Source organism: Actinomycetospora sp. ABD4_176 (assembly GCF_056311855.1).
Genome location: NZ_CM149974.1, coordinates 1,621,350 through 1,647,463 on the forward strand (window position 1 = coordinate 1,621,350; position 26,114 = coordinate 1,647,463).

Consider the following 26,114-nt stretch of genomic DNA (forward strand, 5'->3'; position numbering starts at 1 on the left):
CGGTGACGGGTCAGCCCCCGGTGCCGCCCGGGTCACCGAATCGGGCCCGGTACTCGTCGAGGTGCTGCGAGGCGCACATGCGCTCCTCCTGCTGGCCCTGGGCCTGGGCCATGCACTCGTCGAGGGTCAGGCCCTCGCCGAACGTGCCGATGCCCAGCAGGCCGGGCACGATCAGCCACGCCCCGACGATCAGGCCCACGAGGGCGAGCACGAAGCCGCCGAGCGACATGCCGCCGCTGCGGTGCGGGTCGTGGAACGCGCGCCGCGACCCGACGAACCCGACGACCAGCCCGAGCAGGCCCAGCACGAGCGCGGCCCAGCCCAGCCAGTCCATCCCCGCCCACAACGCGGCGGTCAGGCCCGTCCCCGCGGCGACCAGGCCGAGGGCGAGCGCGGCGGTGCCGAGACCGCCGTCGCGCTCACGCGGGTCCCGCTGGTCGCGGTCCTGCCGGGCAGGGGGCGGGGCGGACGTCATGCCGGCATCGTGCCAGCGGCGCTCACTCGGCGGCGTTCGGGTAGCGCTGGTTGAACTCCGCGAGGTGCTGCGACTTGCACATGTGCATCTCGCGGGCCGTCGTCGACTGCGCCATGCACTGGTCGAGCGTCAGCCCGTCGCCGAACCCGCCGGAGCCGAAGAGCGTCGGCCACACCATGACCGCGCCGACGACGAGCCCGGCGGCGCCCGCGACGAGCCCGCCCAGCGAGGAGGCCCCGTCGGTCGCCAGGTCGTGGAACGCGCGCCGCGCGCCCAGGTAGCCCGCGATCACCGCGGGCAGGCCCAGCACGACGCCCGCCCAGCCCGTCCAGCACGTCGCGACGGCGAGCAGGCCGAGCACGAGCGCCGGCGTCCCCATGCCGTTGCGCCGGGTCGGCTCCTCGACCGGCTCGGGCTCCGCGGCGGGCCGCCGGCGGGCACGGGAGGGTGCGGCGGTGGGCCGGTCGCCCGCGGGGGGTCCCGCGGTCTCGCCCACCGTCCGCATCACGTCGGTCCGGGCGTCCGGGTCGACGGGCGCCTCCTGTCCACGGAGGTCGACCAGCCGGCGCGGGGAGCCCTGCGGGGTGGTCATCGTGGCGATCGTCCCATGCGGCGGTGTGAGGAGTCCGGTGAGCCTCACCAGCCGCGGGTGGCGAGCCGCTCGGCGTCGGGCATGTCGGCGGTGGTGCGCCCGACCATCGCCTCGCCGAGCCCGGCCGAGACCTTGGCGATGACGTCCGGGTCGTCGTGGAAGGTCGTCGCGCGCACGATGGCCTCGGCGCGCCGCGCCGGGTCGCCGGACTTGAAGATGCCCGAGCCGACGAACACGCCCTCGGCGCCGAGCTGCATCATCATCGCCGCGTCGGCGGGGGTCGCGATGCCGCCCGCGGTGAACAGGACGACGGGCAGCCGGCCCGACTCGGCGATCTCCTGAACCAGCGGCAGCGGGGCCGCCAGCTCCTTCGCCGCGGCGTACAGCTCCTGGCCGTCCATGCGCGAGAGCCGGCGGATGTCGGCGCGGATCGCGCGCATGTGGCGGGTGGCCTCGACGACGTTGCCGGTGCCGGCCTCGCCCTTCGAGCGGATCATCGCCGCGCCCTCGCCGATGCGCCGCAGCGCCTCGCCGAGGTTGGTCGCCCCGCACACGAACGGCACGGTGAACGCCCACTTGTCGATGTGGTGGGCCTCGTCGGCGGGGGTGAGCACCTCGGACTCGTCGACGTAGTCGACGCCGAGCGACTGCAGGACCTGCGCCTCGACGAAGTGGCCGATGCGCGCCTTGGCCATCACCGGGATGGAGACGGCGTCGACGATGCCGCGCACCATGTCGGGGTCGGACATCCGCGCGACGCCCCCGTCGGCGCGGATGTCGGCGGGCACGCGCTCGAGGGCCATGACGGCCACGGCTCCGGCGTCCTCGGCGATCCGCGCCTGCTCGGGCGTCACCACGTCCATGATCACGCCGCCCTTGAGCATGTCGGCGAGGCCGCGCTTGACCCCTCCGGTGCCGGTGGTGTGGGCGGTGTCGGGCCTGGTCACGGTGGTCCTCCGGTGCACGTGCGACGGCTGTGTCGGTGGCGGTGTCGGTGGTGGTCCCCCGCGATCGTACGGCCGCGTGAAGGCCTGGTGACGTGACGCCGTGCACCCTGCGCGGCCGGTCACCGCAACGCGTCGAGCATCGCCGCGAGCTCGGCCCACGCGGGCTCGAGGGCGTCCGGCTCGTCGGCGAGCCACAGGGCCGCCTCGTTCATGGCGCCGCCGAGGAGGTGCGCCAGCGGGGCGACGGGGCGCGGCGCGAGCAGACCCTGAGCGACCAGGCCCTCGAGCGCCTCGACGAGGTGGCGCTGCGAGGTCGCCTCGTCGAGCGCGCGCCACTGCGCCCACCCGAGCACCGCCGGGCCGTCGACGAGCGCGATCCGCACCCGGGCGGGGTCGGTGCTCGCCACGAGGAACGCCCGGCACCCGGCCCGAAGCTGCGCACACGGGTCGTCCCCCGCCGCGCGGGCCGCCGCGACGACCGCGTCGGCGACCTCGGCCGCGACCTCGCCCAGCACCGCCCGGAACAGCGCGGCCTTGCCGTCGAACTGGTGGTAGAGCGCGCCCTTGGTGACACCCGCGGCCGCCACGACCTCGGCCAGGCCGACGTCGGCGTACCCGCGCGTGGCGAACAGCGTCCGCGCCGCCTCGACGAGCGCACGTCGCGTGCGCTCCTTCTGCTCGAGCCGCACCCCGGCCACGACACCTCCCCGGACCTCTTGACGTACCGATGGTACGTGAGCACTATTCGACGTACCAACGGTACGCGAAAGGACACGACCATGACACCGACCGGCTTCTACCCCGTCCTCGGCGTCGCCGACGTGGACGCCTCCCGCCGCTTCTGGGTCGAGCACTTCGGCTTCGAGGTGGTCTTCGCCGTCGACTGGTACGTCAGCCTGCGCCGCGGCGCCCACGAGCTGGCGTTCGTCGCCGCCGACCACCCGACCGTGCCCGCCGGCTTCCGCACGCCGGCCCGGGGGCTGCTGCTCAACGTCGAGGTGCCCGACGTCGACGCCGAGTACGAGCGCCTCGTCGTCCGCGGGGGCCTGCGTCCCGAGCTCGACCTGCGCTCCGAGGAGTTCGGCCAGCGCCACTTCATCCTCGCCGACCCCGCCGGCGTGCTCGTGGACGTGATCACCGAGATCCCGGTGGGCGCCGCGTACGAGGACGCGGTCACGGGCTAGTGGATCGCGAGCGGCACCGGGCCGGGCTCGAGCGACCGGGGGTCGGCGAGCAGGTCGGGCAGCTGGTGCGGGTGCACGACGTCGAGGGTCACGGCGAGCTCGGCGGGGGTCCACCAGCGGTGCCCGCGCACCGTGCGGGCCTCGTGCTCGGTGAACGCGGTGGCGTCGATGTCGCCGGACGGCACGTGCACGGCGTGGAAGAGCTCGCGTCCGGCGTAGGTCGTGCCGTCGGCCTCGAAGACCACCTCGCGCACCCACAGCGGGCCCCGGACCTGCTCGGACGGCACCGCGAGGCCCGTCTCCTCCCCCACCGTGCGCGCGACGGCGGCCACGGGGTCCTCGCCGGTCGCGACGCCGCCGCCGGGGGCGAACCAGAAGGCCTCGGCGGGCCGGGCGGGGTCGACGCCCTCGAACAGCAGGACCCGCCCCTCGTCGTCGACGACGACCGCCCGCACCGCGTCCTGGGCCACGTGCACGGCGGGGGGCTCGGCCACGACCCCGTCGGGTCCCGGCTCGGCGATCTCGAAGTACGGCGGCATCGGGGCCGTGCCCGCGAGGCGCAGCCAGCGCACCATCCGCCGGCCGCGCAGCGCGCGGGTGTCGCGCACCGCGTCGTTGTAGATCCGGCGGGCCACCGAGACGCGGGCGTGGACGTCGGCGAGCTCCGCGGCCAGGTCGGCGGGCAGGGCCGCGGTGTCGAGCGGGACGAGCGCGCGGGTCAGGTCGTTCTCGGCCTCCTCGCGCTCGGTGTCGAGGACCCCCTCGCCGGCCGCCCGCGTCGCGGTGGCCGCCCGGGCGGCGGCGCGCAGGGCGCGGCGGTCGGCGTCGGCGAGCGCGACCGGGCCGGCCGTCGCCGCGATCGCCCGCACGATCGCCGCGCGCCGGTCGAGCACGGCCGCGAGGCCCGCGGCCGCGGCGTCGGTGCGGACGTGCAGCCGGTCCAGCCGGCGGGCCCGGGCGACGAGCACCGCCGCAGTGACGATCACCAGCAGGAGCACCGCGGTGACGACGACGATCACCAGCACGCCGGTGGGGCCGAGGAGGGTCACGGGGACGACGGTAGGTCGTGGCCCGCGCCGGCCGGCGCGCGGTCCACCCCTCTCGGGAGGGGGCTCGCGCCCACGCGGCGGGGATCGGCCGCCACGGCGACCTCGTACACCCGCAGGACCGCGGCGGCGACCACCGACCAGTCGAACGCCGCCACGCGACGCCGCCCGGCGAGGCGCAGGGCGTCGCGCCGGGTGGGGTCGTCGAGCAATGCCGCGATCGCCGCTCCCCACGCCGGGGCGTCCCCGCTGCGCACGGCGACGCCCGCCGGCGGCTCGCCGAGCACGCGCCGGAAGGCGTCGATGTCGCTCGCGACGATCGGCGCCCCGGCCGCCATGCCCTCGGCGAGCACGACGCCGAAGCTCTCCCCGCCGGTGTTGGGCGTGGCGAGCAGGTCCACCGAGGCGAGCATCGAGGCCTTGGTCGCCTCGTCGACGGCGCCGAGCAGCTCGATGCGGTCGGCGAGCTCGGGGCCCGCCTGCTCGCGCAGCTCGTCGGCGTCGCCCCGGCCGACCACGAGCAGCCGCAGGTCGGGGCGGGTGGCGGCGAGCGGGCGCAGGGCCTCGAGCAGCAGGGGCATGCCCTTGCGCGGCTCGGTGTAGCGCCCGACGAACCCGACCGTCGCCCCGTTCCCGTGGTGGCGGTGCCCTGGCAGCGGCGCCGCGTCGGCGAAGGCCGCGACGTCCACGCCGTTGGGGATCTCGACGGCGTCGCCGCCGAGGTGCTCGACGTAGACCTGGCGCGCCAGCGGCGACACCGCGATGCGGGCGGTGACCCGCTCGAGCAGCGTGCGCAGCACCGGCTCGAAGAAGGTCATGGTGCGCGAGCGCGGCGTCGAGGTGTGGAACGTCGCCACCACCGGGCCGACCCTATCCTCCTGGCTGGCCACCACGAGCGCGAGGAACGACAGGCTCGGCGCGGTGGGCTCGTGGACGTGCAGGACGTCGAAGTTCCCCTCGCGCAGCCACCGCCGCACCCGGGCGAGCGACACCGGCCCGAACGTCAGCCGGGCCACCGAGCCGTTGTACGGGATGCCGAGCGAGCGCCCGGCACGCGTCACCCCCGCCGGCACCGGGGTGTCCTCACCGGCCGGCGCGAGGACGTCGACGTGGTGGCCCAGGCCCGTCAGCGCGCGGGCGAGGTCGAGGACGTGCGCCTGGACCCCGCCGGCCACGTCCAGCGAGTACGGACACACGATCCCGATGCGCATGGCGCGCCCAGCCTATCGACCGCGCGTCGGGCCCCCGTGACGGCGCCGGCGCCCCGGAGCGAGGGTGACGTCCGCTGCGTGCGACGCAGCGGACGTCACCCTCGCTCCCCCGGGGAGTGGTGCGGCAAGGGTCAGGCCGTCATCTCCTCGAGCTCCTTGCCCTTGGTCTCCTCGATCGCCCGCCAGACGAAGATCCCGGACACCAGCGCGAACAGCGCGTAGAGCCCGTAGGCGAGGGTCAGGCTCAGCTCGGCCAGCGGCGGGAAGGTCACCGTGACGACGAAGTTCGCGACCCACTGCGCGGCGGCGGCCACCGCGAGCGCGGCGGCACGCAGCCAGTTCGGGAACATCTCGCCGAGCAGGACCCACACGACCGGTCCCCACGTCACCGCGAACGACACCACGAACAGGTTCGCCGCGATGAGGGCGATCGTGCCGTAGGCCCCCGGGAGGGACACGTCCTCGCCGGAGCCGACGGCCTGCGAGAAGCAGACGGCCATGACGCCGAGAGTGATCGTCATACCGATCGAGCCACCGAGCAGCATCGGCTTCCGGCCGACCCGGTCGACGATCGCGATGGCCACGAACGTCGAGAGGAGGTTGACCAGCGAGTTGATCACCGAGTAGGTCAGGGAGTCGGCCTCGGAGAACCCGACGGAGCGCCAGAGCGTCGTCGAGTAGTAGAAGATCACGTTGATCCCGACGAACTGCTGGAAGACCGACAGCAGGATCCCCGCCCACACGATCGGTCGCAGACCCAACCGGTTCCCGCGCAGGTCGGCGAGGCTCGGCTTCTGCTCGCGCTGCAGCGACTCCCGGATCGACTCCACCTTGTCCCCGACGGATTCGTCGCTGCGCAGGCCCAGGACCTCGCGCAGGACCTCGCCCGCGCGACCCGGCTCACCCTTGGCGACCAGGTAGCGGGGCGACTCGGGGATCCGCAGGGCCAGGACGCCGTAGATCACTGCCGGGACGACCTCGGCGAGGAACATCCACCGCCAGGCCTCGAGCCCGAACCAGAACGGGTTGCTCGCGCTGCCGGCGAGGCCGGCGAACAGGGCGTCGGAGAGCAGCGCCACGAAGATGCCGGTGACGATGGCGAGCTGCTGCAGGGAGGCGAGACGCCCGCGGATGTGCGCCGGCGAGATCTCCGCGATGTAGGCCGGCGCGATCACCGAGGCCACACCGATGGCCAGACCGCCGATGACGCGCCAGACGATGAGGTCCCACACCGAGACCGCGAACCCGGAGCCGAGCGCGCTGACCAGGAACAGCACCGCCGCGATGAGCATCACCCGGATGCGGCCGTAGCGGTCGGCGAACGGACCTGCGAACCACGCGCCGACCGCGGAGCCGAGCAGCGCGCAGGCCACCGCGAACCCCGACAGGAACGCGCTGAGCGAGAACTGGCCCTCGATGGCCTCGACCGCGCCGTTGATGACGCTGGAGTCGAAGCCGAACAGGAAGCCTCCGACGGCGGCGGCGACCGCGACGCCGATCGCCTTGGCGGAGGTGGTCTGTTGCGCCGGAGACCCCGACGCGGATCCGGAACTGGTTGTCATCGGTCGCTCCCCGGGACAGCACTGTCGATATTGGTCCGGGCGAGGTCGGCGGCGCCGACCATGCCGGATTCCCACCCCATCTCCGCGAGCCGCACCTCGGCGACGGGCCGGTGGCCGCGTCCCGTGAGGTTGGCCCGGAAGACCTCCTCGACCCGTCCCCGCAGCACCTCGCCCGCGGCGGACACGCCGCCGCCGATGACGAAGAGGGTGGGGTCGAGCACCGCCGCGAGCTGGGCGAGACCGAGGCCGATCCAGCGGCCGATCTCGTCGAAGCAGTGCAGCGCGCCCACGTCGCCCTGCTGGGCGGTCGCGGTGACCATCTCGCCGGTGATCGCCTCGGGGTCGCCGCCGGCCGCCGCGATCAGGCCCGCGGCGAACGCCGGCGAGTGCCGGGCGATCTCGAGGGCCTCGGTGAGCAGCGCCCGGCCCGAGCCGTACTGCTCCCAGCAGCCCTGCAGCCCGCAGCCGCACCGGCGGCCGTACGGGACCATCGTGATGTGGCCGATCTCGGCGGCCACCCCGAACCCGCCGCGCAGCAGCCGCCCGCCGGTGACGACGCCGCCGCCGACGCCGGTCCCGATGGTGATCGCGACGAGGTCGTCGTGGTCGCGGCCCGCGCCGAAGCGCGACTCGGCCCACGCGACGGCGTTGGCGTCGTTCTCGACGACCACGGGCAGGTCGAGGGCCGCGGACAGCTGGCCGCGCAGGTCCTCGTCCCGCCACGCCAGGTTCGGCGCAAACATGACCTTGGCCCGGGCCGCGTCGACGAACCCGGCCGCGCCGATGCCGACGGCGGTGACCTCGTGGCCGCCGCGCAGCTCCCCGACCGCGTCGGCGATGGCCTCGAGCACCATGTGGGTGTCGGTGGCCGGGGTCTCGCGACGGGTCGACGCGATGAGCTTGCCGGCCTCGTCGACGACCCCTGCCGCGATCTTGGTGCCGCCGACGTCGACGCCGACGGTCAGCTCGCTCATGACTTCCTCACCAGCTCCCCCCGGGACAGCGCGGACACGTCGATCTCGCCCATGTCGGTGACGACCACGTCGGCCCCCTCGGCGGCCAGGGCGTCGACGTCGTCGGCGCGGGACACCCCGAGCGCGCCGAAGCCGCCGGCCTTCGCGGCCTGGATGCCATTGACCGCGTCCTCCGCGACGAACGCGTTCGCCGGGTCGACCCCGAGCTCCGACGCCGCGGTCAGGAAGATCTCCGGATGGGGCTTGCCCTGCGCGAAGTCACGCCCGGAGACGTCGACGTCGAAGTAGCCGTGGAGGTTGCCCTCCGCCCCGAAGCGCGACAGGTCGACGCGCTCGAGGAAGAGCTTCGCGTTCTTCGACGACGACGCCGCGGCGATCGGGATGCCGGACTGCTTGACCTCCACGACGAAGCGCACCGCGTCGTCGTAGGCCGAGAAGCGACCCTCGGAGATCAGCCGGATGATCATTTCCTGCTTGTGCTCGCCGTACTCCTGGACGCGCCGGTCGAGGTCGGGGACGCCGAAGTACTCGAGCGCCGCCGTGGCGCCGGCCTTGCGGGGCTTGCCCGACATCCGCTCGTGATAGAGCGCCGGCGTGAACTTCTCCGGCGCGTAGCTCGTCTGCGCGACGATGTCCGACCACGGGCCCTCCATGAGCTCGCGCAGGGACTCGCGCCAGGCCTCCTCGTGCGGCGAGTCGACGAGGACACCGTCCACGTCGAAGATCGCTCCGCGGAATCCGGACCCTGCAGTGCCGCTCATGCGCCGTTCCCTTCGTGGTCGTGCCCGGCGGTGGTCGTCGAGATCGGGGCGGTGCCGTCCTCGGTCCCCGCGGGGACGCTCGCCGTCGACGCGGCGCCGGCCCCGAGCCGGCCGTCGCGGTCGAGGGGCACCGTCCACTCCTGGCCGGCGCCGAGCTCGCGCACCTCGTCGCCGAGGCCGATGCGCACCGGGTGGCTGAAGCCCTCGGACTGCACGGCGACGGTCAGCGCGCCGTCACGGACCGAGACCCGCAGCGTCGTGCCCTGGAACACCAGGGAGAGCGCGAGCCCGTCGAGGCGCGGCGTCAGGCGCGGCGAGAACGTCAGCACCCCGTCACGGGCGCCGGCGCCGAGGTAGGCCCGCTGGAGCAGGTCGAGGGTCCCCGACATGACCCCCATGTGGATGCCCTCCTTGGTGGTGCCGCCCTGCACGTCGCCGATGTCGGACTCGACGGCGACGAGGAAGCGCTCCCAGGAGCTCTCGGGGTCGATGCCGGCCAGCACCGCGGCGTGCGCGACGAGCGAGAGCGTCGAGCCGTGCGAGGTGCGCCGGTCGTAGTAGGCGATGGTGCGCCGCGCGAGGTCGCCGTCGTGGGCGATCTCGTCGTAGCCGAGCCGCGAGAAGATCTCGCGCAGCTCGTCGTCGCCGAACAGGAAGAACAGCATGACCGCGTCGGCCTGCTTGGCGAGCTTGTAGCGGTCGGGGTCGTCACCCTCGGCCTTGAGGATGCGGTCCATCCGCTGGATGTTCCTGTGCTTCGACCGGTAGCCCTCCCAGTCGAGCTCGTCGAGCGCCTCGTAGCCCTCGAACTGGGTGATCACGGCGTGGCCGTCGTCGTCGAGGTGGGTCGGCACCGCCATCGACGTGCACATCTCCGACCAGCGCGCGATCTCGTCGTCGGTGATCCCGAGACGGCTGCGCAGGGCGCGGCGGCGGCTCTTGGGCAGCAGCGCGAGGACCTTCGGCGCGGTCGCGCAGATCCACGCGACCATGACGTTCGTGTAGGCGTTGTTGCGCAGCCCGCCCTCGGTGGCGCCGGGGTAGCGCTCGTGGAACTCGTCGGGCCCCATGACGCCGTGGATCTCGTAGCGTCCGGTGTTGGGGTTGCGGTGCGCGATCGACGCCCAGAAGCGGGCGATCTCGAGCATGAGCTCGGCGCCGTAGTCGCGCAGGAACTCCAGGTCGTCGGTGGCCTGGTAGTACTGCCAGACGTTGTAGAAGATCGCGGCGTTGACGTGGCGCTGGTTGTGGGAGTGGTCGGGGTCCCACTGGCCCGACAGCGGGTTGAGGTGGACGACCTGCGTCTCCTCGGTGCCGTCGCTGCCCGACTGCCACGGGAACATCGCGCCGCGGTAACCCGCCTCCGCCGCGGCCGCGCGGGCCTCGGCGAGACGGCGGTAGCGGTACATCAGCAGGCCGCGCGTGATCTCGGGGAGCCGGTAGTTGAGGAACGGGTAGACGTAGAGCTCGTCCCAGAACACGTGCCCGCGGTAGGCCTCGCCGTTGAGACCGCGGGCGGGGACGCCGGCGTCGTGGCGGGCGGTGTGCCGCGAACAGACCTGCAGGACGTGGGCCATGTGGAAGCGCAGCAGCAGCTGCACGCGCGGCTCTGCCGGGACCTCGAGGTCGCAGACGTCCCAGTACTCGTCCCAGGCGTCGACGTGCTCGGCGAGGCAGCCGGCGAAGTCCGGGTAGCGCTCGACGTGGCGCCCGGCCGCGGTCAGCGTCTCGGTGATCGCGTTGTCGTGGCTGGTGAAGAACGAGACGATCTTCTCGACCCGCACGGTCTCGCCCTCGGTGATGTCGAGGTCGAGCACCTGCTGCACGTAGTCGTTCATCTGGTGGAGCGTGCGGGCGGGCTCGATCTTCTCCCAGCCGCGGCCCCGGCCGCGGTACACCCGCGTGCGGGCGGCCTCGGAGACGTAGAGGTTCGACTGCCGGGTCCGCACCTTCAGCGCGATGATCTCCGGTCCGAACGTCCGCGGGGTGACGGGGTCGAGGTGGCGGCCCTCGAGGTCGCGGTAGCGGGCGACCATGGTGTTGTCGACGCGGCCGTCGATCGCCGACACGATGCCGATGCGACCCGACCAGTTCTCGGCGGTGACCGACCACTCCATCGCCGCCTGGTGGCTGTGGGCCATCGAGACGAAGCGGCGGCTGTGCAGCGTCGTCTCGCGCCCGGCCCGGTCGCGGAAGCGGAAGTCGCGGCTGACCGTCGCGGTGCGGATGTCGTAGGAGTGGCGGTAGTCCAGCACCTCGACGTTGTCGAGCCGGATGGCCTCCTCGCCGTCGATGCGCAGCTTGAGGACCAGCCAGTTCGGCAGGTTGACGAGGTCCTCGTTGAGGACCGGGCGGCCGCCGAGGATCGTCGTCTCGCGGTTGTAGGCGCCATGGGCGTAGGTGCCGGCGTAGTGCCGGGGCGCGTCGGTGTCCTCCCACTCGGCGGCGCCGCGGGTGCAGAAGTAGCCGTTGCCGGTGCTGGTCAGCGCCTCGCGCAGGCCCTCGTCGTCGGGCTCGAGACCGGTCCAGGTGAGGGTGAAGTCGTCGGCGACGGCGCCGCCGGGCAGGACGTCGGACGGCGACGCGGCGCGGCCGTCGGTGGCGGTGCTGGGGGTCTGGTCTTCGGTCGTCGTCGTGGTCACGGACGTCTCCGGTCTCCAGGAGCGGGCGGCGGCTGTCGGGGCGGGCGGGGCGGGCAGGGGCTCACCCGGGCGGGGTCACCGTGCGAGGCCGTCGAGGAAGCGGGCCACCTCGTCGACCGTCGCGAGCACGGCCGTCGCGGCGGTCTCGCGCGACGGCGCGTCGGCCGGGTCGATCACGAGGATGCCCAGTCCGGGCTCGCGGTGATCACCGCCCCGGGCGGCGAGCGCGCGGAAGGCGTCCTCGTCGGTGATGTCGTCGCCGAGGTAGATCGGCACGACGTCGGGGTGGTCCAGGTCGAGGACGCCGATGAGGTGCTCGACGGCCTTGCCCTTGTTCCAGTCGATCTCCGGCTGGATCTCGTGGACGAACTTGCCCGGCGTCACGCGCAGCTGCCCGGGGTGCTCGGCGAGGACGGCGTCGACCAGCTCCTGGACCCGGGGGCGGTCGGCGTCGGCGACGTGGCGGTCGTGCACGGCGACCGAGGCGTGCTTGGGCTCGACCTGCGTGCCCTCGATGTCCGCCGCGGCCGTGCGGACCCGCTCGGTGACCTCGGCGACCAGGTCCTCCCACCCGCGCGACGCCTCGTGCTCGATGACGCCGCGCTGCGGGTCGTGGATGTCGAAGCCGTGGCTGCCGGCGATGACGAGGTCGTCGACGCCGGAGAGCTCGGCGACGACGGCGCGGTCGCGCCCGGAGACGATGCACACCGGGCAGCGGCCCGCGAGCGCGCGCAGCACGTCGCGCATCGCGTCGGTCATGATCGCGTCCTCGGGCCGCGGCACGATCGGGGTGAGGACGCCGTCGTAGTCGAGGAAGACCGCGGGGCGGCGTTCGGCCAGGCGCTGCGACACCTCGACGGCGTCGAGCGCGTGCGGCAACCGGTCCGCCGTCGTGGTGACGGGCGCGCCGCGCTGCGGAGCCCGACCGTCGTCTGCGGGCACGGTCACCAGGGCCTCCGCATCTCGGGGCGCCGTTGTCGTGTGTGATGCGAACCACAGGCTAGGGCGGCACCCGGACGTCGTCAACGGATGAACACAGCGTCGCGATCCTGGACCACCACGGCCCCGCCCGCACGGTGGGACACCGCCCGTCCGGGCGGGGTCGTCACCGGGTGGCGGAAGGGGTCGCGGAGCGGGGTCGGAGAGCGCTCAGACGGGGCAGCGGTCGAGGGCGAGCGCGAGCGCCCCCAGCACCGGCGCGTGCTCGGCGAGCTCGGCGACGACCACCTCGGCGGTGCGCGTGGTGCCCGGCAGCGCGGCCGCCCCGATCGCCGCCTGCAGCGGGCCGAGCAGCAGGTCACCGGCCTGGGCGAGCTCCCCGCCGACGACGATGCGCCGCGGGGTGAGCACCGTGCACAGGCCCGCGAGCGCGACGCCGACGTGGTGCCCGGTGTCGGCCAGGACCCGGGTGCAGGGCGCGTCGCCGTCGCGGGCGCGGGCGACGACGTCGGCGACGGTGAGCGGGGCGCCGAGCAGCGGCTCGAGCATGGCGGTGACGGTGCGGGTGGACACCAGGGTCTCGAGGCACCCGCGGTGCCCGCAGCGGCAGACCGCCGCGAACCGGTCCCCCGGGTCGACGGCGACGTGCCCGATCTCGCCGGCCGTGCCGTCGGGGCCGCGGTAGAGCCGCCCGTCGAGGACGAGACCGGCGCCGACGCCGTCGGAGAGCTTGAGGAAGATGCCGTGGTCGACGCCCCGCAGCGCGCCCCACCGCTGCTCGGCGAGGGTGCCGAGGGTCGCGTCGTTGTCCACCCGGCTCGGGACGCCCAGGTGCTCGGCGACCCGCCCGGCCACGGGCACGCCGACCCAGCCGGGCAGGACCCCGGAGGCGCCGACGGCCCCGGTCGCGAGGTCGAGCGGGGCGGGCAGCCCGACGACGACCCCGCGCAGCGCGGCGCGCCGGGCGCCGGTCCCGTTCAGCGCCTGCCCGAGCAGGTCGTTGGCGGTGGCGAGGCCGTCGGCGACCCCGTGGCCGTCGGGCAGGTCCGCGCGGACCTCGGTGCACACGGGGGCCGCGGCGATCGCCGGGTCGGCGACGTCGGCGAGCGCCACGCGCACGTGCCGGTGCCCGAAGTCGATGCCGGCCACCACGCCCGCCCCGCGCACCAGGCGGACCGCCCGCACCCGCCGCCCGCCGCGCACCTCGTCCCCGGCCGCGACCACGCCCGCCGCACCCAGGTCGCGGACGATGTTCGACACCGTCGCGGGCGCCAGCCCGGTCACCGCGGCGATGTCCGCCTGGGTCGGGGCGCCGGCCGCGCGCACGGCGTCGAGCACCCGGCGGCGGTTCGCGTCGCGCAGGCCCGCCGGCGAGCCGGGGCGCGACGCCGTGTTCATGCGATGAACTCTACCCCGTGTTCTTGTGCTTCACGTCACGTCGCCGTGAGCCGGCCGGCGCGCCCCGTCAGGTCGGGTCGGTCCAGATGCGCTGGAGCATGTGCCAGTCCTCGGGGTGCTCGGCGATGTCGCCGGCGAAGGCGTCGGCGACGCGCTGGGTCGCGGCGGGGACGGCGTCGCGGTCGGGGACGGCGACGGGCGGGTGGATGCGGAAGTGCCAGCCCTCCTCCCCCGTGGCCGGGTCCTCGCTGAACCACAGCCCGACCGGCAGCAGCGCCGCGCCGGTGGTCGCGGCGAGCGAGGCCGGGCCGGGCGGCATGGTGGCTCGCGCGCCGAAGAAGGTCACCGGGACCCCGTGGGCGGACAGGTCGCGGTCGGCGACCAGGCACACCACCCCGCCCCGGCGCAGCGCCCGCAGGAGCCCGCGCACCGGGGCCTCGCCCCCGGTCATCGGCAGGATCTCGAAGCCCAGCGACTCGCGGTAGGCCACGAACCGCTCGTAGAGCGACTCCGGCTTCAGACGCTCGGCGACCGTGGTGAAGCGCCCCGAGTGCGCCACCAGCCAGAGCCCCGCCATGTCCCAGTTGCCCGAGTGCGGGAGCGCGACGACTGCGCCCTTCCCGGTGGCCAGGGCCGCGTCGAGGTGCTCCCGGCCCTCGACGACGGGCCGGCGCGCCAGGGCCGCGTGGTCCATCGCGGGCAGCCGGAACGCCTCGCGCCAGTACCGGGCGTACGACCGCAGCGCCGCGCGGGTGAGGGCGTCGAGCTCCTCGGGGCCCAGGTCGGGGCGGACGCGGGCGAGGTTGGCACGCAGCCGCCGGGTGCCCGGCCCGCCGCGGCGCGCCGCGAGGTCGGCCCCGCCGCGGAACGCCCACCGCGCCACGGGTTCCGGGAGCGCGCGCACCAGGCGCCAGCCCGCCGCGTAACCGAGCTCGCTCGCCCGTTCCGCCGCCCGCGACCGCAGGGCCGGCAGCGACAGGGTCCGCGCGATCACGGCGTGCCCCCCGGTCCGTCGTCCGGGGTCGTGGTGCGGGGCTCGGTGGGCTCCGACGTGGGTTCCGACGTGGGCTCCCCCGTGGACCGCCGGTCCGGGGTGTGCCCGGTCGCCGCGCCGTACTGCTCGCGGGCGCTGCGCCACACGGCCACGACCCGCTGCCCGACCGTGATCACCGACCCCACCGTGAGCAGCCAGAGCGCCACGTCGAGGGCGTAGGGCACGCCGAGGCCGGTGAACCCGCAGCCGGCGAGCCCGAGGATGAGCCGCTCCGCCCGCTCGACCAGCCCGCCGTCGGCGCGGAGCCCGGCCGCCTCGGCGCGCGCCTTGATGTAGGAGATGAGCTGGCCGGTGATCAGGCAGGCGAGGGCGAGCCCGGCGAGCAGTGGCCGGTCGACGCTGAACGCCCACCACGCGATGCCCGCGAACACCGCCCCGTCGACGAGGCGGTCGCCGACCGAGTCGAGCACGCCCCCGAAGGGGCTGTTCACCCCCCGCGCGCGGGCCATCGCGCCGTCGAGCACGTCGAGCATCGCGAACGCCCACACCACCAGCGACGCGGCGAACAGGTGCCCGGTCGGGATCAGCCACAGCGCCGAGGCCGTCGACGCGACCGTCCCGACGATCGTCACGACGTCCGGGTGCACCCCGCGGCGGACCAGCCACGACGCCGTCGGCTCGACCCCGCCCCGCATCGCCGCGCGGGCCCACTCGTTGATCACGACGGCCACGCCTCCGCGAGCCGCGACCGCGTCTCGGCCAGCAGCTGCGGGATCACCTTCGTCTGCCCGACGACCGTGATGAAGTTGGCGTCGCCGCCCCAGCGCGGCACGACGTGCTGGTGCAGGTGGTCGGCGAGGGAGCCGCCGGCGACGTGGCCGAGGTTGATGCCGACGTTGAACCCGTGCGGTGCCGCGACCGCCCGCAGCGCGCGCACCGCCTGCTGGGTCACGCCCACCAGTTCGGCCGACTCGTCGAGATCGAGCTCGTCGAGCCCGGCGACGTGGCGGTAGGGCACGACCATGAGGTGGCCGGGGTTGTACGGGTGCAGGTTGAGCACGGCGTACACCCGCTCCCCGCGGTGCAGGACCAGGCCGTCCTCGTCGGACAGGGTCGGGATGCGGCACAGCGGGCACTTCCCGGACTCCTCGGCGGACCCGGTCTCCCCCGCGATGTAGGCCATCCGGTGCGGCGCCCACAGCCGCCGGAAGCCGTCGGGCGTCCCGGCGCCCCACAGCTCGTCGAGCTCGCCCGACCCGGTGCCCACGTCCTCGGACATCAGGGAGTGAACTTCTCCGCGTCCGGTGAGGCGTTCTCGCGACGGCGCACCCAGTCGACGACGGCCACGACCGCGTCGTCCACGGGGACGGCGTTGCGCTGCGAGCCGTCGCGGAACCGGAACGACACCGCGCCGGCGTCCTGGTCCTTGCCCCCGGCCAGCAGCAGGAACGGCACCTTCTGCAGGGTGTGGTTCCGGATCTTCTTCTGCATCCGGTCGTCGGAGTCGTCGACCTCGACCCGCAGGCCCTCGGCGCGCAGGCGGGCGGCGACCTGCGCGACGTAGTCGGCCTGGTCCGCCGAGACCGGGATGCCGACGACCTGCACCGGTGCGAGCCAGGCCGGGAACGCGCCGGCGTAGTGCTCGGTCAGCACGCCGAAGAAGCGCTCGATCGACCCGAACAGCGCGCGGTGGATCATGACCGGCCGTTGCCGCGAGCCGTCGGGCGCCGTGTACTCCAGCTCGAAGCGGTCCGGGAGCATGAGGTCGACCTGGATCGTCGACATCTGCCAGGTGCGCCCGATCGCGTCCTTCGCCTGCACCGAGATCTTCGGCGCGTAGAACGCGGCGCCGCCCGGGTCGAGGACGAGGTCGAGGCCCGCGCCCTCGGCGACCTCGCGCAGGACCTCGGTCGCCTCGTCCCACGCCTCGTCCGAGCCGATCGACTTCTCGGGGTTGCGGGTGGAGAGCTCGAGGTAGAAGTCGTCGAGGCCGTAGTCGCGCAGCAGGTCGAGCACGAACTGCAGCAGTGAGCGGATCTCGTCGCGCATCTGGTCGCGCGTGCAGTAGATGTGCGCGTCGTCCTGGGTGAAGCCGCGGGCGCGCGTCAGGCCGTGCACGACGCCGGACTTCTCGTACCGGTACACCGTGCCGAACTCGAAGAGCCGCAGCGGCAGCTCCCGGTAGGACCGCCCCCGCGCCCGGTAGATCAGGTTGTGCATCGGGCAGTTCATCGGCTTGAGGTAGTAGTCGACCCCCTGCCGCTTCACCTCGCCGTCGTCGCCGTACTCGGCGTCGAGGTGCATCGCGGGGAACATGCCCTCGCGGTACCAGTCGAGGTGGCCGGACACCTGGAACAGCTCGCCCTTGGTGGCGTGCGGGGTGTTGACGAACTCGTAGCCGGCCTCGGCGTGGCGCTGCCGGCTGTAGTCCTCGAGCTCCTTGCGGACGATCCCGCCCTTGGGGTGGAAGACCGGCAGGCCCGAGCCGATCTCGTCGGGGAAGCTGAACAGGTCGAGCTCGGCGCCGAGGCGGCGGTGGTCTCGGCGCTCGGCCTCGGCGACGCGCTCCAGGTAGGCGTCCTGGGCCTCCGGCGACTCCCACGCCGTGCCGTAGATGCGCTGCAGCTGGGCGTTGCGCTGGTCGCCCCGCCAGTAGGCGGCGGCGCTGCGCGTGATCTTGAAGGCGGGGATGAAGCCCGTGGTGGGGAGGTGGGGGCCGCGGCAGAGGTCGCCCCACACGCGCTCGCCCGTGTGGGCGTGCACGTTGTCGTAGGCGGTGAGGTCGCCCGACCCCACCTCCATGATCTCGGCATCGTCCTCGGCGTCCGCTCCCCCGTCCGTCCCCTTGAGGTCGACCAGCTCGAGCTTGAACGGCTCGGCGGCCAGCTCCTCGCGGGCGGCCTCCAGCGAGGGGTACTCGCGGCGCACGAAGCGCTGCTTCGCCTTGACGATCCTGCGCATCGCCTTCTCGAGGGCCTCGAGATCCTCGGGCGTGAACGGGCGGTCGACGGCGAAGTCGTAGTAGAAGCCGTCGGTGACCGGCGGGCCGATGCCGAGCTTGGCCTCCGGGAACATCTGCTGGACCGCCTGGGCCAGCACGTGCGCCGCCGAGTGGCGGATCACGGCGCGCCCGTCCTCGGTGTCGGCGGGCACCGGCGCCACGTCGACGTCCTCGGCCGGGCTCCACGCGAGGTCCTTGAGCGTGCCGTCGGGGGCCCGGACGACGACGACCGTCTGCGGACCCGTGGTCGGCAGCCCCGCCTCGCGGACCGCCTGGCCCGCCGTGGTGCCCGCGGTCACCCGGACGCTGTCGGCGACGAGGGGCTGGGGCGGGGCGAGCGAGGACACGACGGTCTCTCCTCCGGTGTCGAGGGTGGTCCCGAAAGCCTATCGACCTCGGCGACGCAGGGTGGCGGGCGCGGTGGCAGGCACGGTGGCGGGCGCGGTGGCGGGCGCGGTGGCGGGCGCGGTGGCGGCCCCCACCCCCGCTCCCACGACGGCCTCGAGGAACGCCCCGACGGCCCGGACGGTGGCGAGGGTGCGGGCGGTGGGCACGAGGTCGAAGCCGTGCTGCGCGTGCGCGAGCTCGGCGTGCACCACCGGCGCCCGCGACACCGCCCGCAACCGCGCGACGAAGGCGCGGCTCTGTGCGGGCACGACGATCGCATCGCCGGTGCCGTGCAGGACCATGAACGGCGGCGCGCCCGGGTGCACGCGCGCGGCGGGAGACGCGGCGACGTAGGGGTGGGCGTCCTCGTCGAGGGCGGTGGGCATCATCGTCTCGGCGAGCAGGTCGTCGAGGGTGCCGCTGCCGTCGTCGCTGGTCAGGTCGTAGATGCCGTAGAGGCAGACGGCGGCGGCCACGGCGGTGTCGGCGTCGCCGAACCCCGGCTGCCACGCCCCCGGCGTGAGCGCCGCGAGCGCGGCGAGGTGCGCGCCCGAGGAGCCGCCGGTGATGGCGATGCGGTCGGGGTCGCCGCCGTGCTCGGCGATGTGCGCGCGGGTCCAGGCGATCGCCCGCTTGACGTCGACGATCTGCGCGGGCCAGCGCTCGGAGGGGCCGAGGCGGTAGTCGACGCTGACGCACACCCAGCCGCGGGCGACGAGGTGCGCCATCAGCGGGTGGGCGTCGGCGGCCTTGCTGCCCGACGACCACGCCCCGCCGTGGATCTGCAGGAGCACCGGGGCCCGGGCGTCGCGCGGGAGCTGCGGGTCGCGCCAGACGTCGAGGAGGTTCGCGACCGGGTCGGGGCCGTAGGCGACGTCGCGCGCCGAGGCGTAGCGCCGGCGGGCGAGCAGCGAGCCGAGGACCCGGCCGCGCGCGGGGAGGTCGACCGGGCCGAGCTCGGCGGACAGGGCGTCGGCGAGGGTCTCGGTGTCGGCGCGGGCCCCGCGGTCCAGGGCGAGGAGCACCGCGACGGCCAGCGCCGCCGCCCCGAGCCCGATCCGCCCCGCCGGACCGGTCGCGGCGCCGCGCCGGACCGCCACCCCCGCCGCCGCGCCGACGAGCACCGCCGTGGCCCGCGGGGTCTCGGTGGCCGTCGAGGACAGCAGGCTGCCGACCACCGCGGCGGGCCAGCGCCGGGTCAGCGGCCGCAGTCCCGAGCCGGCGACGAGCAGCGCCACCGTCCCGACCAGCAGCGACGTGCGCGCGCCGGGCTCGGACAGCTCGGTCCGCAGGGCGGTCCGCGCCGTGCGCAGCAGCGCACGCACCGGCGGGGTCACCCGGCCATCGTGGACCCCCGGGGTCGGCCGTGCTTCCCGGGTGCTCCCCGGTGCTCCGAGCGTGCTTTGCCCGGCCCCTGCCGAGTCACGTGCGCCACGTCGTCGCCGGTCCCGGCGCTCGGATCCTGGCGTCCGGCCGCGATCCTGCGACACTGGAGGCGTGAGCGACGGCGTGTGCCCGGTGACGGACGCATCGCGGCGGCACCCGTGGGCCGACGTGCCGGCGGCGGCGAGCGCCCGCCTGCGCCCCATCGTGCTGGGCACGGGCGACGAGATCATCGCGACGGTGCGCGCGGAGGTCGCCGAGTACGCGCTGTCGATGGACGGCGAGTTCGGGCGCCGCATCCGCCTCGGGGTGTCGGTGGCGCTCGACCAGTTCCTCGACCTGCTGGGCACCGACGACGCGCTGCCCGACACCCGCGTCTACTTCGAGCTCGGCCGCGTCGAGCACCGCCACGGACGCACCATGGACGCCCTGCAGAGCGCCTACCGGATCGGCTCGCGGGTGCTCTGGCGCCGGATCGCCGCGGCGAGCGACACCGGCAACGGCGACGGCGACGGCAACGGCGGCGGCGGCGGCAACGGCGACAGCGGCGGCAAGAGAGCCGCCGACGACCCCGGGCTGGGCCCCGACGCCATCTTCCGGCTGGCCGAGGCCCTGTTCGCCTACATCGAGCAGCTCGCGGCGGCGTCGGTCTCCGGCTACGCCTACGAGCAGTCGCTCGCGGCCGGCTCGCGCCAGGCCCGCCAGCACGCGCTGGTCGAGCGCCTGTGCCGCGCCCCCGCGCCCGAGGCGCCGGAGCTCGAGGCCCTGGCCCGCGAGGCGGAGTGGGCGCCGCCGAGGTCGGTCGGCGCGCTGGTCGTGGCCGAGGAGTCGCTCGCCACGGTCTGCCGGCGCCTGCCCCCGGACGTCGCCGCGTCGGTCGTCGACCGGGTCGGCGTCGTGTTCGTGCCCGACCCCGACGGGCCCGGGCGTCTCGACGCCGTCGCCGACGCCCTGCGCGGCACCGCGGCCGTGCTCGGGCCGACGGTCGCGCCCGACCAGATCCCGCGCACCGTCACCCGTGCCCGCGCGGCGAGGGCGTTGCAGCAGGACGGGCACCTGCCCGACGAGGGCCTCGTGCGCGCCGACGACCACCTGCTGACCCTGCTGCTGCACGCCGACGTCACCCTGACCGCCGACCTCGTCGCCCAGCGCCTCGAGCCGCTGCGCCGGATGACGGCGACGGCGCGCGACCGGGCCGTGACGACGCTGACCGCGTGGCTCGACGCCCACGGCGACGTCGCCGAGGCGGCCACGCGCCTGCACGTGCACCCGCAGACGGTGCGCTACCGGCTCGCCCGGCTCCGCGAGGCGTTCGCGGGCGTGCTCGACGACCCCGTCGGGCGCCTCGAGGTCGCGCTGGCCCTGCGCGCCGGCGGCCCGTCCCTCGCCGCCGAGGGCTGAGGGTTCGGGCCGCCGAAGCACCGATCGCCGGAGCGAACGGGGAGTTCCTGCGCGAAGAAGCAGCGAACAGGCCGTTCGCTGCTCCCTCGCCCGCGGTCAGGCCGCGACGGCCCCGGTGGCGCCCAGCGACTCGGCGCGGCGGCGACCGAAGGGCAGGGCGCGCAGGCGCTGCTTGAGGGTGCGCTGGTGGCCGCCGGGGAAGGACAGCCGGGCGATCTTGCCCAGCACGCCGCCGTACTGCTTCCACATCGGGCCCGAGTGGTACGGCAGGCCGTAGCGGCGGCAGATGTCGCGGATCTCGGGCGCGATGGTGCGGTAGCGCCGCGAGGGCATGTCCGGGAAGAGGTGGTGCTCGATCTGGTGCGACAGGTTCCCGGTCATGATGTGGAGCAGGACCGAGCCCTCGATGTTCGCCGAGCCCAGCATCTGGCGGACGTACCACTCGGCCTGCGACTCGTTCTCCAGCCGCTCCTCATCGAAGGTCTCGACCTCGACCGGGAAGTGGCCGCAGAAGATCACGGCGTGCGACCAGACGTTGCGGATGATGTTGGCGAGCACGCTGCCGACCAGCGCCGGGACGAACGAGGGGCCCGACAGCGCGGGGAACACCACGAAGTCCTTGAGGGCCTGCTTGCCCGCCTTGCGGCCCATGGCCTTGAGCTCGGGCAGCTTGTCCTTCCAGGTCGCCTCGCGCCGCGCGATCTGGTCGAGCTCGAGGTCGAAGGCCGCGATGCCCCACTCGAAGATCATGGCGAGGCCGGCGTTGGTGAACGTCTGGACCAGGTAGATCGGCTTCCACTCCTGCTCCGGGTCGACCCGGAGCACGTTGTAGCCGATGTCGCGGTCCTTGCCGTGCACGTTGGTGTACGTGTGATGCAGGTAGTTGTGGGTCTGCTGCCAGCTGCGCGCCGTCGAGACGTGGTCCCACTCCCACGTCGTGGAGTTGATCTCCGGGTCGCGCATCCAGTCCCACTGACCGTGCAGGACGTTGTGCCCGATCTCCATGTTCTCGAGGATCTTGGCGAGGGCGAGCGACGCGGTGCCGGCGAGGAACGCCGGCGGGAACAGCGCGCCGAGCAGCAGGACGCGGCCCGCCGCCTCGAGGCCGCGCTGCGTACGGATGACGCGGCGGATGTAGCGCGCGTCGTCCTCGCCGAGCGAGGACACGACGCGATCGCGGATGACCTCGAGCTCGGCGCCGAGGCGCTCGATGTCGTCGACGGTGAGGTGCTCGGTCGACGGGGTGATGTGCGCCGTGCTGGCGCCCGGGCGGCCGGGGCCGGTCGGCGTCTTCGCATCGTTGATGCGGGTGATGTGCTCGGGGATCGTCTCGAGTGCGGTCACGGGTCCTCCTACGGGGATCCGGGGGGAGCGGGGCTACGAGATCGGCGAGGTCGGGTCGTCGCCCACGTGTGCCCGCTGGTCGATCACACTCCCGACGGTAAGGACCGCCTTGCCTCCGGCTCTACGCGCACAGCGAGGGATCGGGGGGCAAACCTGTTGCACAACCACAAATCCGGCGCCGTCGGTGGCGCTGGGTGAGGCCACGGGCGGCTCAGCAGCGCCCCAGCAGCGCCACCAGCTCCGCCGCCGACGCCGGGTGACGGGGGGTGTTGCGGGTCACCGGGTCGGCGAGGGCGGTGCGCGCCAGCGCCTCGTGCTGCTCCGGGCGGGCGCCGAGGTCGGCGACGGTGACCCGCGTCCCGACCGTCTCCAGCACGCCGGACAGCGCGTCGGGCAGCGCCGCGGCCCCCGGCAGGCCGGTCGCCTCGGCGGCGCGTCCCCATCCGGCGGGCTCGGCGTCGAGCTGCCACGCGACGACCTCGGGGAGCACCGCGGCCAGCGCGAGGCCGTGGACCGCGCCGGTGTGCAGGCTCAGCGCGTGCGCGAACCCGTGCACCAGCCCCAGCCCGCTGCGGGTGAGCGCCTGCCCGGCGAGGTGCGCGGCGACGAGCATCTCCGCGCGCGCCCGGGGGTCGGAGCCGTCGGCCACCGCGGTCGGCAGCCACGCCCAGGCCCGGCGCACCGCCTCGGCGGCGAAGGCCTCGGACATCGGGTCGCGGCCGCGCGAGGCGAGCGACTCGAGGCCGTGGACCAGCGCGTCCACGCCCGTCGCGGCCGTCGGACCCGCGGGGAGGCCGTGGGTGAGCTCGGGATCGAGGACGGCGACGCGGGGCACGACGCTGGCGTCGCCGCAGTAGACCTTCCGGCGATTGTCGAGGTCCTCGAGCACCCCGAAGCCGTTGGTCTCCGCGCCCGTGCCCGCCGTCGTCGGGACGGCCACGACCGGTAGCCCCGGGGCGGGGGTGGTGCCGCTGCCGTCCGCCCGCGCGCCGGGGCTGGGCGCGAGCAGCGCGATGCCCTTGGCGGCGTCGAGGCTCGACCCGCCGCCGAGGGCGAGGACCGCGTCGAGGCCCAGCGCCCGCGCGTGCGCGGCGCCCTGCTCGACGACCGCGACCGTCGGGTTGCCGCGCACGGCGTCGAACACCTCGAGCGCGACCCCGGAGGCCGCGAGCGGCCCGGTGACCGCGTCGACGACCCCGGCCGCGCGCAGCCCGGCGTCGGTCACCACGAGCACGCGGCGGGCCCCCTGCCCGGCGAGGTGATCGGGAATCCGGGCCACCGCGCCGGGCCCGAAGTCGACGACCGGCCCCGCGCCGGACAAGAAGGTGCCCGCCGCCACCCCGGCGCACGGCGAGGTCGTGACCGGCCCGCTCGCGACCTTCCCGGCGCTCACGGGGCGGACCGGGTCGTCGTCGGCGCCGGGCGTTCGGTCGTGCCGGTCACGCGGTGTCCTCCAGCAGCTCAGGTGGGTGGCGGCCCCGGCTCCTGGGGGGACGGGAGCCGGGGCCGCCGATCGGGGGCTCGCCCGTCAGGCGAGCACGGCGCCCAGGCCGGGCGCGTCGGGCACGACCAGCATGCCGTCGGGGTCGGGGCGCAGCGGCGCGGCGAGCAGGAAGTCGCGCCGCTCGGGCGTCCAGCCGCCGGCCGGATCGTCGGGGAACTCCAGGTACGGCCCGGCCCCGACGCCCGCCGCGACGTGCAGGTTCGCGAGCAGGCCGAGCCCGTTGGTCCACGTGTGCGGGGTGAAGCGGCGGTGGCGGGCGCGGGCGGCCTCGGCGAGCTGGCGGGCGCGGGTCATGCCGAGGGCGAGCACCACGTCGGCCTGGTAGACGTCCAGCGCGTCGGCCTCGACGAGCGCCAGGGTCTGCGGCAGCGAGTCGAGCATCTCCCCCGCCGCGATGCGCAGGCCGGGGTTCTCGGCGCGCAGCAGGCGGTGGCCCGCGACGTCGGCGTAGGGCAGGGGCTCCTCGACCCAGGCGACGTCGAACTCGGCGAGCTGGCGCACGACGCGGCGGACGTCGCACAGCTCGAGGGGCTCGGTGACGTCGCCGGGCATCCGCCAGGCCTGGTTGAGGTCGACCATGACGTCGAGGCGGTCGCCGACGGCCTCGCGGACCGCGGCGACGGCGGCGACGCCCGCCCGGAGCCGCTGGGGGTGCGCCCGCACCTTCACGGCGCGGACGCCCTCCTCGACGAGGCGGTGCGCGTCCTCGGCCCGGCGGCCCGGGGGCTGCTCGGAGCACCAGGACGCGTAGACCGGCAGGCGGTCGGTGACGCCGCCGAAGAGCGTCGCCACCGGGAGCCCGGCGACCTGGCCGACCACGTCCCACAGCGCGGCCTCGAGCGGCCAGAACCGGCCGGCGTGGAAGCCGACCGACTCGATGCGGCGGACCTGGACCTCGGTGGCCAGCGGGTCGGTGCCGAGGAAGAGCTCGCGGTACGCGTCGAACCCGGCCATCGTGTCGCCCGACCCGACACCGACGACGCCCTCGTCGGTCTCGACGCGCACGATCGCCGCGGCGAAGCGCGTGCGGGGCTCGGGGTCCCACGCGGCGTGGCAGGGCGGGTCGAGCACGGTCTCGCGGTGCTCGACACGGATGTCGGTGATCTTCACGCGGGTCCTTCTCCCGGGGACGGGCGCCGTCAGTACAGGGCGCGGGGCCACGATCGGCAACAATCGGTGCGGTGAGCGCAAATCCCCTGCTGGGCACGGCCCTGCTCGGCGTCCACGCGGCGTCGGTGTGGTTCTGCACGGGGCTGGTCTGGACGATCCAGCTGCTCGTCTACCCCGGTTTCGCGGCCCAGGCCGGATCGTCGGGGGCCGGCCCGGGCTGGATCGACGTCCACGCCCGGCACACGCGGCTGATGGGGCGGCTGATCGGCCTGCCGTGGCTGGTGCAGGGGCTGACGTGTGCGGTGCTGCTGGTGTGGCGCCCGCCGGGGGTCCCGCTGGTGCTCGCGGTCGCGGCGGGGCTGTGCGGGGCGGTGACGGTGGTGGTGACGCTGGCGATCTCGGTGCCGTGCCACACGCGGCTGTCGGACGGCTGGGACGCGGACGTGCACGCGCGGCTGGTGCGGACCAACTGGTGGCGGACGGCGGCCTGGACGCTCGGCGGGGCGGTGGCGCTCGCGATGCTGCTGGTCGCGGCGTGACCCGGCCCCGGTCGGCGGGGCTGCGCCGCGACACCGACCTGCTCGACGCGCTCGCCTCCCCCGAGGCGCTGGCCGGCGGGCTGGGCGTGGCGCGGCTCGCGGCGCTGACCGGGCGCCAGCCGAGCCAGGTGTCGCGCGCCCTGACCGCCCTCGAGGCCGAGGGGCTCGTCGAGCGCGACACGGCGAGCCGGCGCTTCGGCCTGGGCTGGCGGCTCTACGCGCTGGCGGCGCGGACCACCGAGGCGCGGCTCGTGGGCGTGGCCGGGCCGGCGCTGGTGTCGCTGGCCGTGCGGACCGGCGAGAACGCCTCGCTGTGCCGCCTGCACGGCACGCGGGTCGCGACGGTGCTGACCGCGGAGGCCGGCGGCGGGCCGGCGCGGCCGCGGTTCGACGTCGACGACATCCCGGCCGCGACCACGTCGACGGGGCGGGTGCTGCTCTGCGAGCGCGACCCCGCGGCCGCCCGCGCCGCGGCCGCCGACCCGGCGGTGCTCGAGCGGGTCCGCGCGGCGGGCCACGCCGTCGTGGACGGGGAGTTCGACCCGGGCCTCGCGGGGGCCGCCGCCCCGGTCCGCGGGTTCCACGGCGGGATCGTGGCGGCGCTGACGGTCTCGGGTCCCGCCGCTCGCCTGCGCCCCCACCTCGCCGCCCACGCCGCCGCCACCGCCGCCGCGGCCACCGACCTCTCCGCGCGCCTGTCCACCCGCCCCATGTGAGCAC

General features: G+C 75.1%; 24 protein-coding genes. 4 read left to right on the top strand and 20 right to left on the bottom strand.

Going from position 1 to position 26,114, the window contains the following annotated elements:
• Positions 1-10 precede the first annotated feature (10 nt).
• From ACYX4T_RS07900 to ACYX4T_RS07915, 4 genes are all read right to left on the bottom strand, one after another.
• Positions 11-475 (bottom strand): hypothetical protein, encoded by a 465-nt coding sequence (locus ACYX4T_RS07900; protein ID WP_476014001.1) that lies wholly within the window; start codon positions 473-475, stop codon positions 11-13.
• 22 nt (positions 476-497) lie between these two features.
• Positions 498-1,067, bottom strand: coding sequence for a hypothetical protein (locus ACYX4T_RS07905; RefSeq protein ID WP_476014002.1), 570 nt, complete (start codon positions 1,065-1,067; stop codon positions 498-500).
• Between the two features lie 44 nt (positions 1,068-1,111).
• Positions 1,112-2,014: a pyridoxal 5'-phosphate synthase lyase subunit PdxS gene (pdxS, locus tag ACYX4T_RS07910; RefSeq protein ID WP_476014003.1), complete on the bottom strand. Its 903-nt coding sequence runs from the start codon at positions 2,012-2,014 to the stop codon at positions 1,112-1,114.
• Between the two features lie 119 nt (positions 2,015-2,133).
• Entirely contained in the window at positions 2,134-2,712 is a 579-nt protein-coding gene (locus tag ACYX4T_RS07915; RefSeq protein ID WP_476014004.1) for a TetR/AcrR family transcriptional regulator, read from the bottom strand.
• Positions 2,713-2,793: 81 nt separating this feature from the next.
• On the opposite strand from ACYX4T_RS07915, the gene ACYX4T_RS07920 reads away from it, so the two are divergent.
• Positions 2,794-3,198, top strand: coding sequence for a VOC family protein (locus ACYX4T_RS07920; RefSeq protein ID WP_476014005.1), 405 nt, complete (start codon positions 2,794-2,796; stop codon positions 3,196-3,198).
• Here the strand turns inward: ACYX4T_RS07920 and ACYX4T_RS07925 are convergent.
• From ACYX4T_RS07925 to ACYX4T_RS07985, 13 genes are all read right to left on the bottom strand, one after another.
• Positions 3,195-4,247, bottom strand: a complete 1,053-nt coding sequence (locus tag ACYX4T_RS07925; RefSeq protein ID WP_476014006.1) for an NUDIX hydrolase — start codon at positions 4,245-4,247, stop codon at positions 3,195-3,197. The genes ACYX4T_RS07920 and ACYX4T_RS07925 overlap by 4 nt on opposite strands.
• A complete protein-coding gene (locus ACYX4T_RS07930; RefSeq protein WP_476014007.1) occupies positions 4,244-5,455 on the bottom strand; it encodes a glycosyltransferase family 4 protein in 1,212 nt (403 codons plus the stop codon). Before ACYX4T_RS07930 ends, ACYX4T_RS07925 begins: the two co-directional genes overlap by 4 nt.
• Positions 5,456-5,586: 131 nt before the next feature.
• Entirely contained in the window at positions 5,587-7,017 is a 1,431-nt protein-coding gene (locus ACYX4T_RS07935; protein WP_476014008.1) for a sugar porter family MFS transporter, read from the bottom strand.
• Positions 7,014-7,991 carry an ROK family glucokinase gene (locus ACYX4T_RS07940; RefSeq protein ID WP_476014009.1) on the bottom strand — a complete coding sequence of 326 codons (978 nt, stop codon included), beginning with the start codon at positions 7,989-7,991 and terminating at the stop codon, positions 7,014-7,016. The genes ACYX4T_RS07935 and ACYX4T_RS07940 overlap by 4 nt, the downstream gene beginning before the upstream one ends.
• Positions 7,988-8,752 carry an HAD family hydrolase gene (locus ACYX4T_RS07945; RefSeq protein ID WP_476014010.1) on the bottom strand — a complete coding sequence of 255 codons (765 nt, stop codon included), beginning with the start codon at positions 8,750-8,752 and terminating at the stop codon, positions 7,988-7,990. The genes ACYX4T_RS07940 and ACYX4T_RS07945 overlap by 4 nt, the downstream gene beginning before the upstream one ends.
• A complete protein-coding gene (locus ACYX4T_RS07950; RefSeq protein WP_476014011.1) occupies positions 8,749-11,394 on the bottom strand; it encodes a glycoside hydrolase family 65 protein in 2,646 nt (881 codons plus the stop codon). Before ACYX4T_RS07950 ends, ACYX4T_RS07945 begins: the two co-directional genes overlap by 4 nt.
• A 75-nt stretch (positions 11,395-11,469) precedes the next feature.
• A complete protein-coding gene (otsB, locus tag ACYX4T_RS07955; protein WP_476014012.1) occupies positions 11,470-12,342 on the bottom strand; it encodes a trehalose-phosphatase in 873 nt (290 codons plus the stop codon).
• A 201-nt stretch (positions 12,343-12,543) separates the two neighbouring features.
• Positions 12,544-13,731: an ROK family transcriptional regulator gene (locus ACYX4T_RS07960; RefSeq protein WP_476014013.1), complete on the bottom strand. Its 1,188-nt coding sequence runs from the start codon at positions 13,729-13,731 to the stop codon at positions 12,544-12,546.
• A 67-nt stretch (positions 13,732-13,798) separates the two neighbouring features.
• Entirely contained in the window at positions 13,799-14,725 is a 927-nt protein-coding gene (locus tag ACYX4T_RS07965) for a phosphatidylinositol mannoside acyltransferase (RefSeq protein ID WP_476014014.1), read from the bottom strand.
• Positions 14,722-15,456, bottom strand: a complete 735-nt coding sequence (gene pgsA, locus ACYX4T_RS07970) for a phosphatidylinositol phosphate synthase (RefSeq protein WP_476014015.1) — start codon at positions 15,454-15,456, stop codon at positions 14,722-14,724. The genes ACYX4T_RS07965 and pgsA overlap by 4 nt, the downstream gene beginning before the upstream one ends.
• Complete coding sequence (locus ACYX4T_RS07975; RefSeq protein ID WP_476014016.1) at positions 15,444-16,004, bottom strand: HIT family protein; 561 nt, start codon at positions 16,002-16,004, stop codon at positions 15,444-15,446. Before ACYX4T_RS07975 ends, pgsA begins: the two co-directional genes overlap by 13 nt.
• Positions 16,004-18,073: a threonine--tRNA ligase gene (gene thrS / locus ACYX4T_RS07980; protein WP_476014017.1), complete on the bottom strand. Its 2,070-nt coding sequence runs from the start codon at positions 18,071-18,073 to the stop codon at positions 16,004-16,006. The genes ACYX4T_RS07975 and thrS overlap by 1 nt, the downstream gene beginning before the upstream one ends.
• Positions 18,074-18,112: 39 nt before the next feature.
• Entirely contained in the window at positions 18,113-19,450 is a 1,338-nt protein-coding gene (locus ACYX4T_RS07985; RefSeq protein ID WP_476014018.1) for an alpha/beta hydrolase fold domain-containing protein, read from the bottom strand.
• Positions 19,451-19,610: 160 nt separating this feature from the next.
• Between ACYX4T_RS07985 and ACYX4T_RS07990 the strand changes: the two genes are divergently transcribed.
• Positions 19,611-20,897, top strand: a complete 1,287-nt coding sequence (locus ACYX4T_RS07990; protein WP_476014019.1) for a helix-turn-helix domain-containing protein — start codon at positions 19,611-19,613, stop codon at positions 20,895-20,897.
• Positions 20,898-20,993: 96 nt separating this feature from the next.
• Here the strand turns inward: ACYX4T_RS07990 and ACYX4T_RS07995 are convergent, their stop codons facing one another.
• The 3 genes from ACYX4T_RS07995 to ACYX4T_RS08005 all read right to left on the bottom strand — a co-directional run bounded on the left by ACYX4T_RS07995 (position 20,994) and on the right by ACYX4T_RS08005 (position 24,855).
• A complete protein-coding gene (locus ACYX4T_RS07995; protein ID WP_476015213.1) occupies positions 20,994-22,145 on the bottom strand; it encodes a fatty acid desaturase family protein in 1,152 nt (383 codons plus the stop codon).
• Between the two features lie 307 nt (positions 22,146-22,452).
• Positions 22,453-23,634 (bottom strand): iron-containing alcohol dehydrogenase family protein, encoded by a 1,182-nt coding sequence (locus ACYX4T_RS08000; RefSeq protein ID WP_476014020.1) that lies wholly within the window; start codon positions 23,632-23,634, stop codon positions 22,453-22,455.
• Positions 23,635-23,769: 135 nt separating this feature from the next.
• A complete protein-coding gene (locus ACYX4T_RS08005) occupies positions 23,770-24,855 on the bottom strand; it encodes a mandelate racemase/muconate lactonizing enzyme family protein (RefSeq protein WP_476014021.1) in 1,086 nt (361 codons plus the stop codon).
• 71 nt (positions 24,856-24,926) lie between these two features.
• Here ACYX4T_RS08005 and ACYX4T_RS08010 point away from each other — a divergent pair, with 71 nt between their 5' ends.
• Positions 24,927-25,394: a hypothetical protein gene (locus ACYX4T_RS08010; protein WP_476014022.1), complete on the top strand. Its 468-nt coding sequence runs from the start codon at positions 24,927-24,929 to the stop codon at positions 25,392-25,394.
• Entirely contained in the window at positions 25,391-26,110 is a 720-nt protein-coding gene (locus ACYX4T_RS08015) for an IclR family transcriptional regulator (protein ID WP_476014023.1), read from the top strand. Before ACYX4T_RS08010 ends, ACYX4T_RS08015 begins: the two co-directional genes overlap by 4 nt.
• Positions 26,111-26,114 lie beyond the last annotated feature (4 nt).

Bases quoted from the DNA above. Each gene is read 5' to 3' on its own strand.
- ACYX4T_RS07960 (WP_476014013.1), bottom strand. From the start codon at position 13,731: ATGAACACGGCGTCGCGCCCCGGCTCGCCGGCGGGCCTGCGCGACGCG.
- ACYX4T_RS07975 (WP_476014016.1), bottom strand. From the start codon at position 16,004: ATGTCCGAGGACGTGGGCACCGGGTCGGGCGAGCTCGACGAGCTGTGG.
- ACYX4T_RS07935 (WP_476014008.1), bottom strand. From the start codon at position 7,017: ATGACAACCAGTTCCGGATCCGCGTCGGGGTCTCCGGCGCAACAGACC.
- ACYX4T_RS07905 (WP_476014002.1), bottom strand. From the start codon at position 1,067: ATGACCACCCCGCAGGGCTCCCCGCGCCGGCTGGTCGACCTCCGTGGA.
- ACYX4T_RS07945 (WP_476014010.1), bottom strand. From the start codon at position 8,752: ATGAGCGGCACTGCAGGGTCCGGATTCCGCGGAGCGATCTTCGACGTG.
- ACYX4T_RS07930 (WP_476014007.1), bottom strand. From the start codon at position 5,455: ATGCGCATCGGGATCGTGTGTCCGTACTCGCTGGACGTGGCCGGCGGG.
- ACYX4T_RS07940 (WP_476014009.1), bottom strand. From the start codon at position 7,991: ATGAGCGAGCTGACCGTCGGCGTCGACGTCGGCGGCACCAAGATCGCG.
- ACYX4T_RS07900 (WP_476014001.1), bottom strand. From the start codon at position 475: ATGACGTCCGCCCCGCCCCCTGCCCGGCAGGACCGCGACCAGCGGGAC.
- ACYX4T_RS07920 (WP_476014005.1), top strand. From the start codon at position 2,794: ATGACACCGACCGGCTTCTACCCCGTCCTCGGCGTCGCCGACGTGGAC.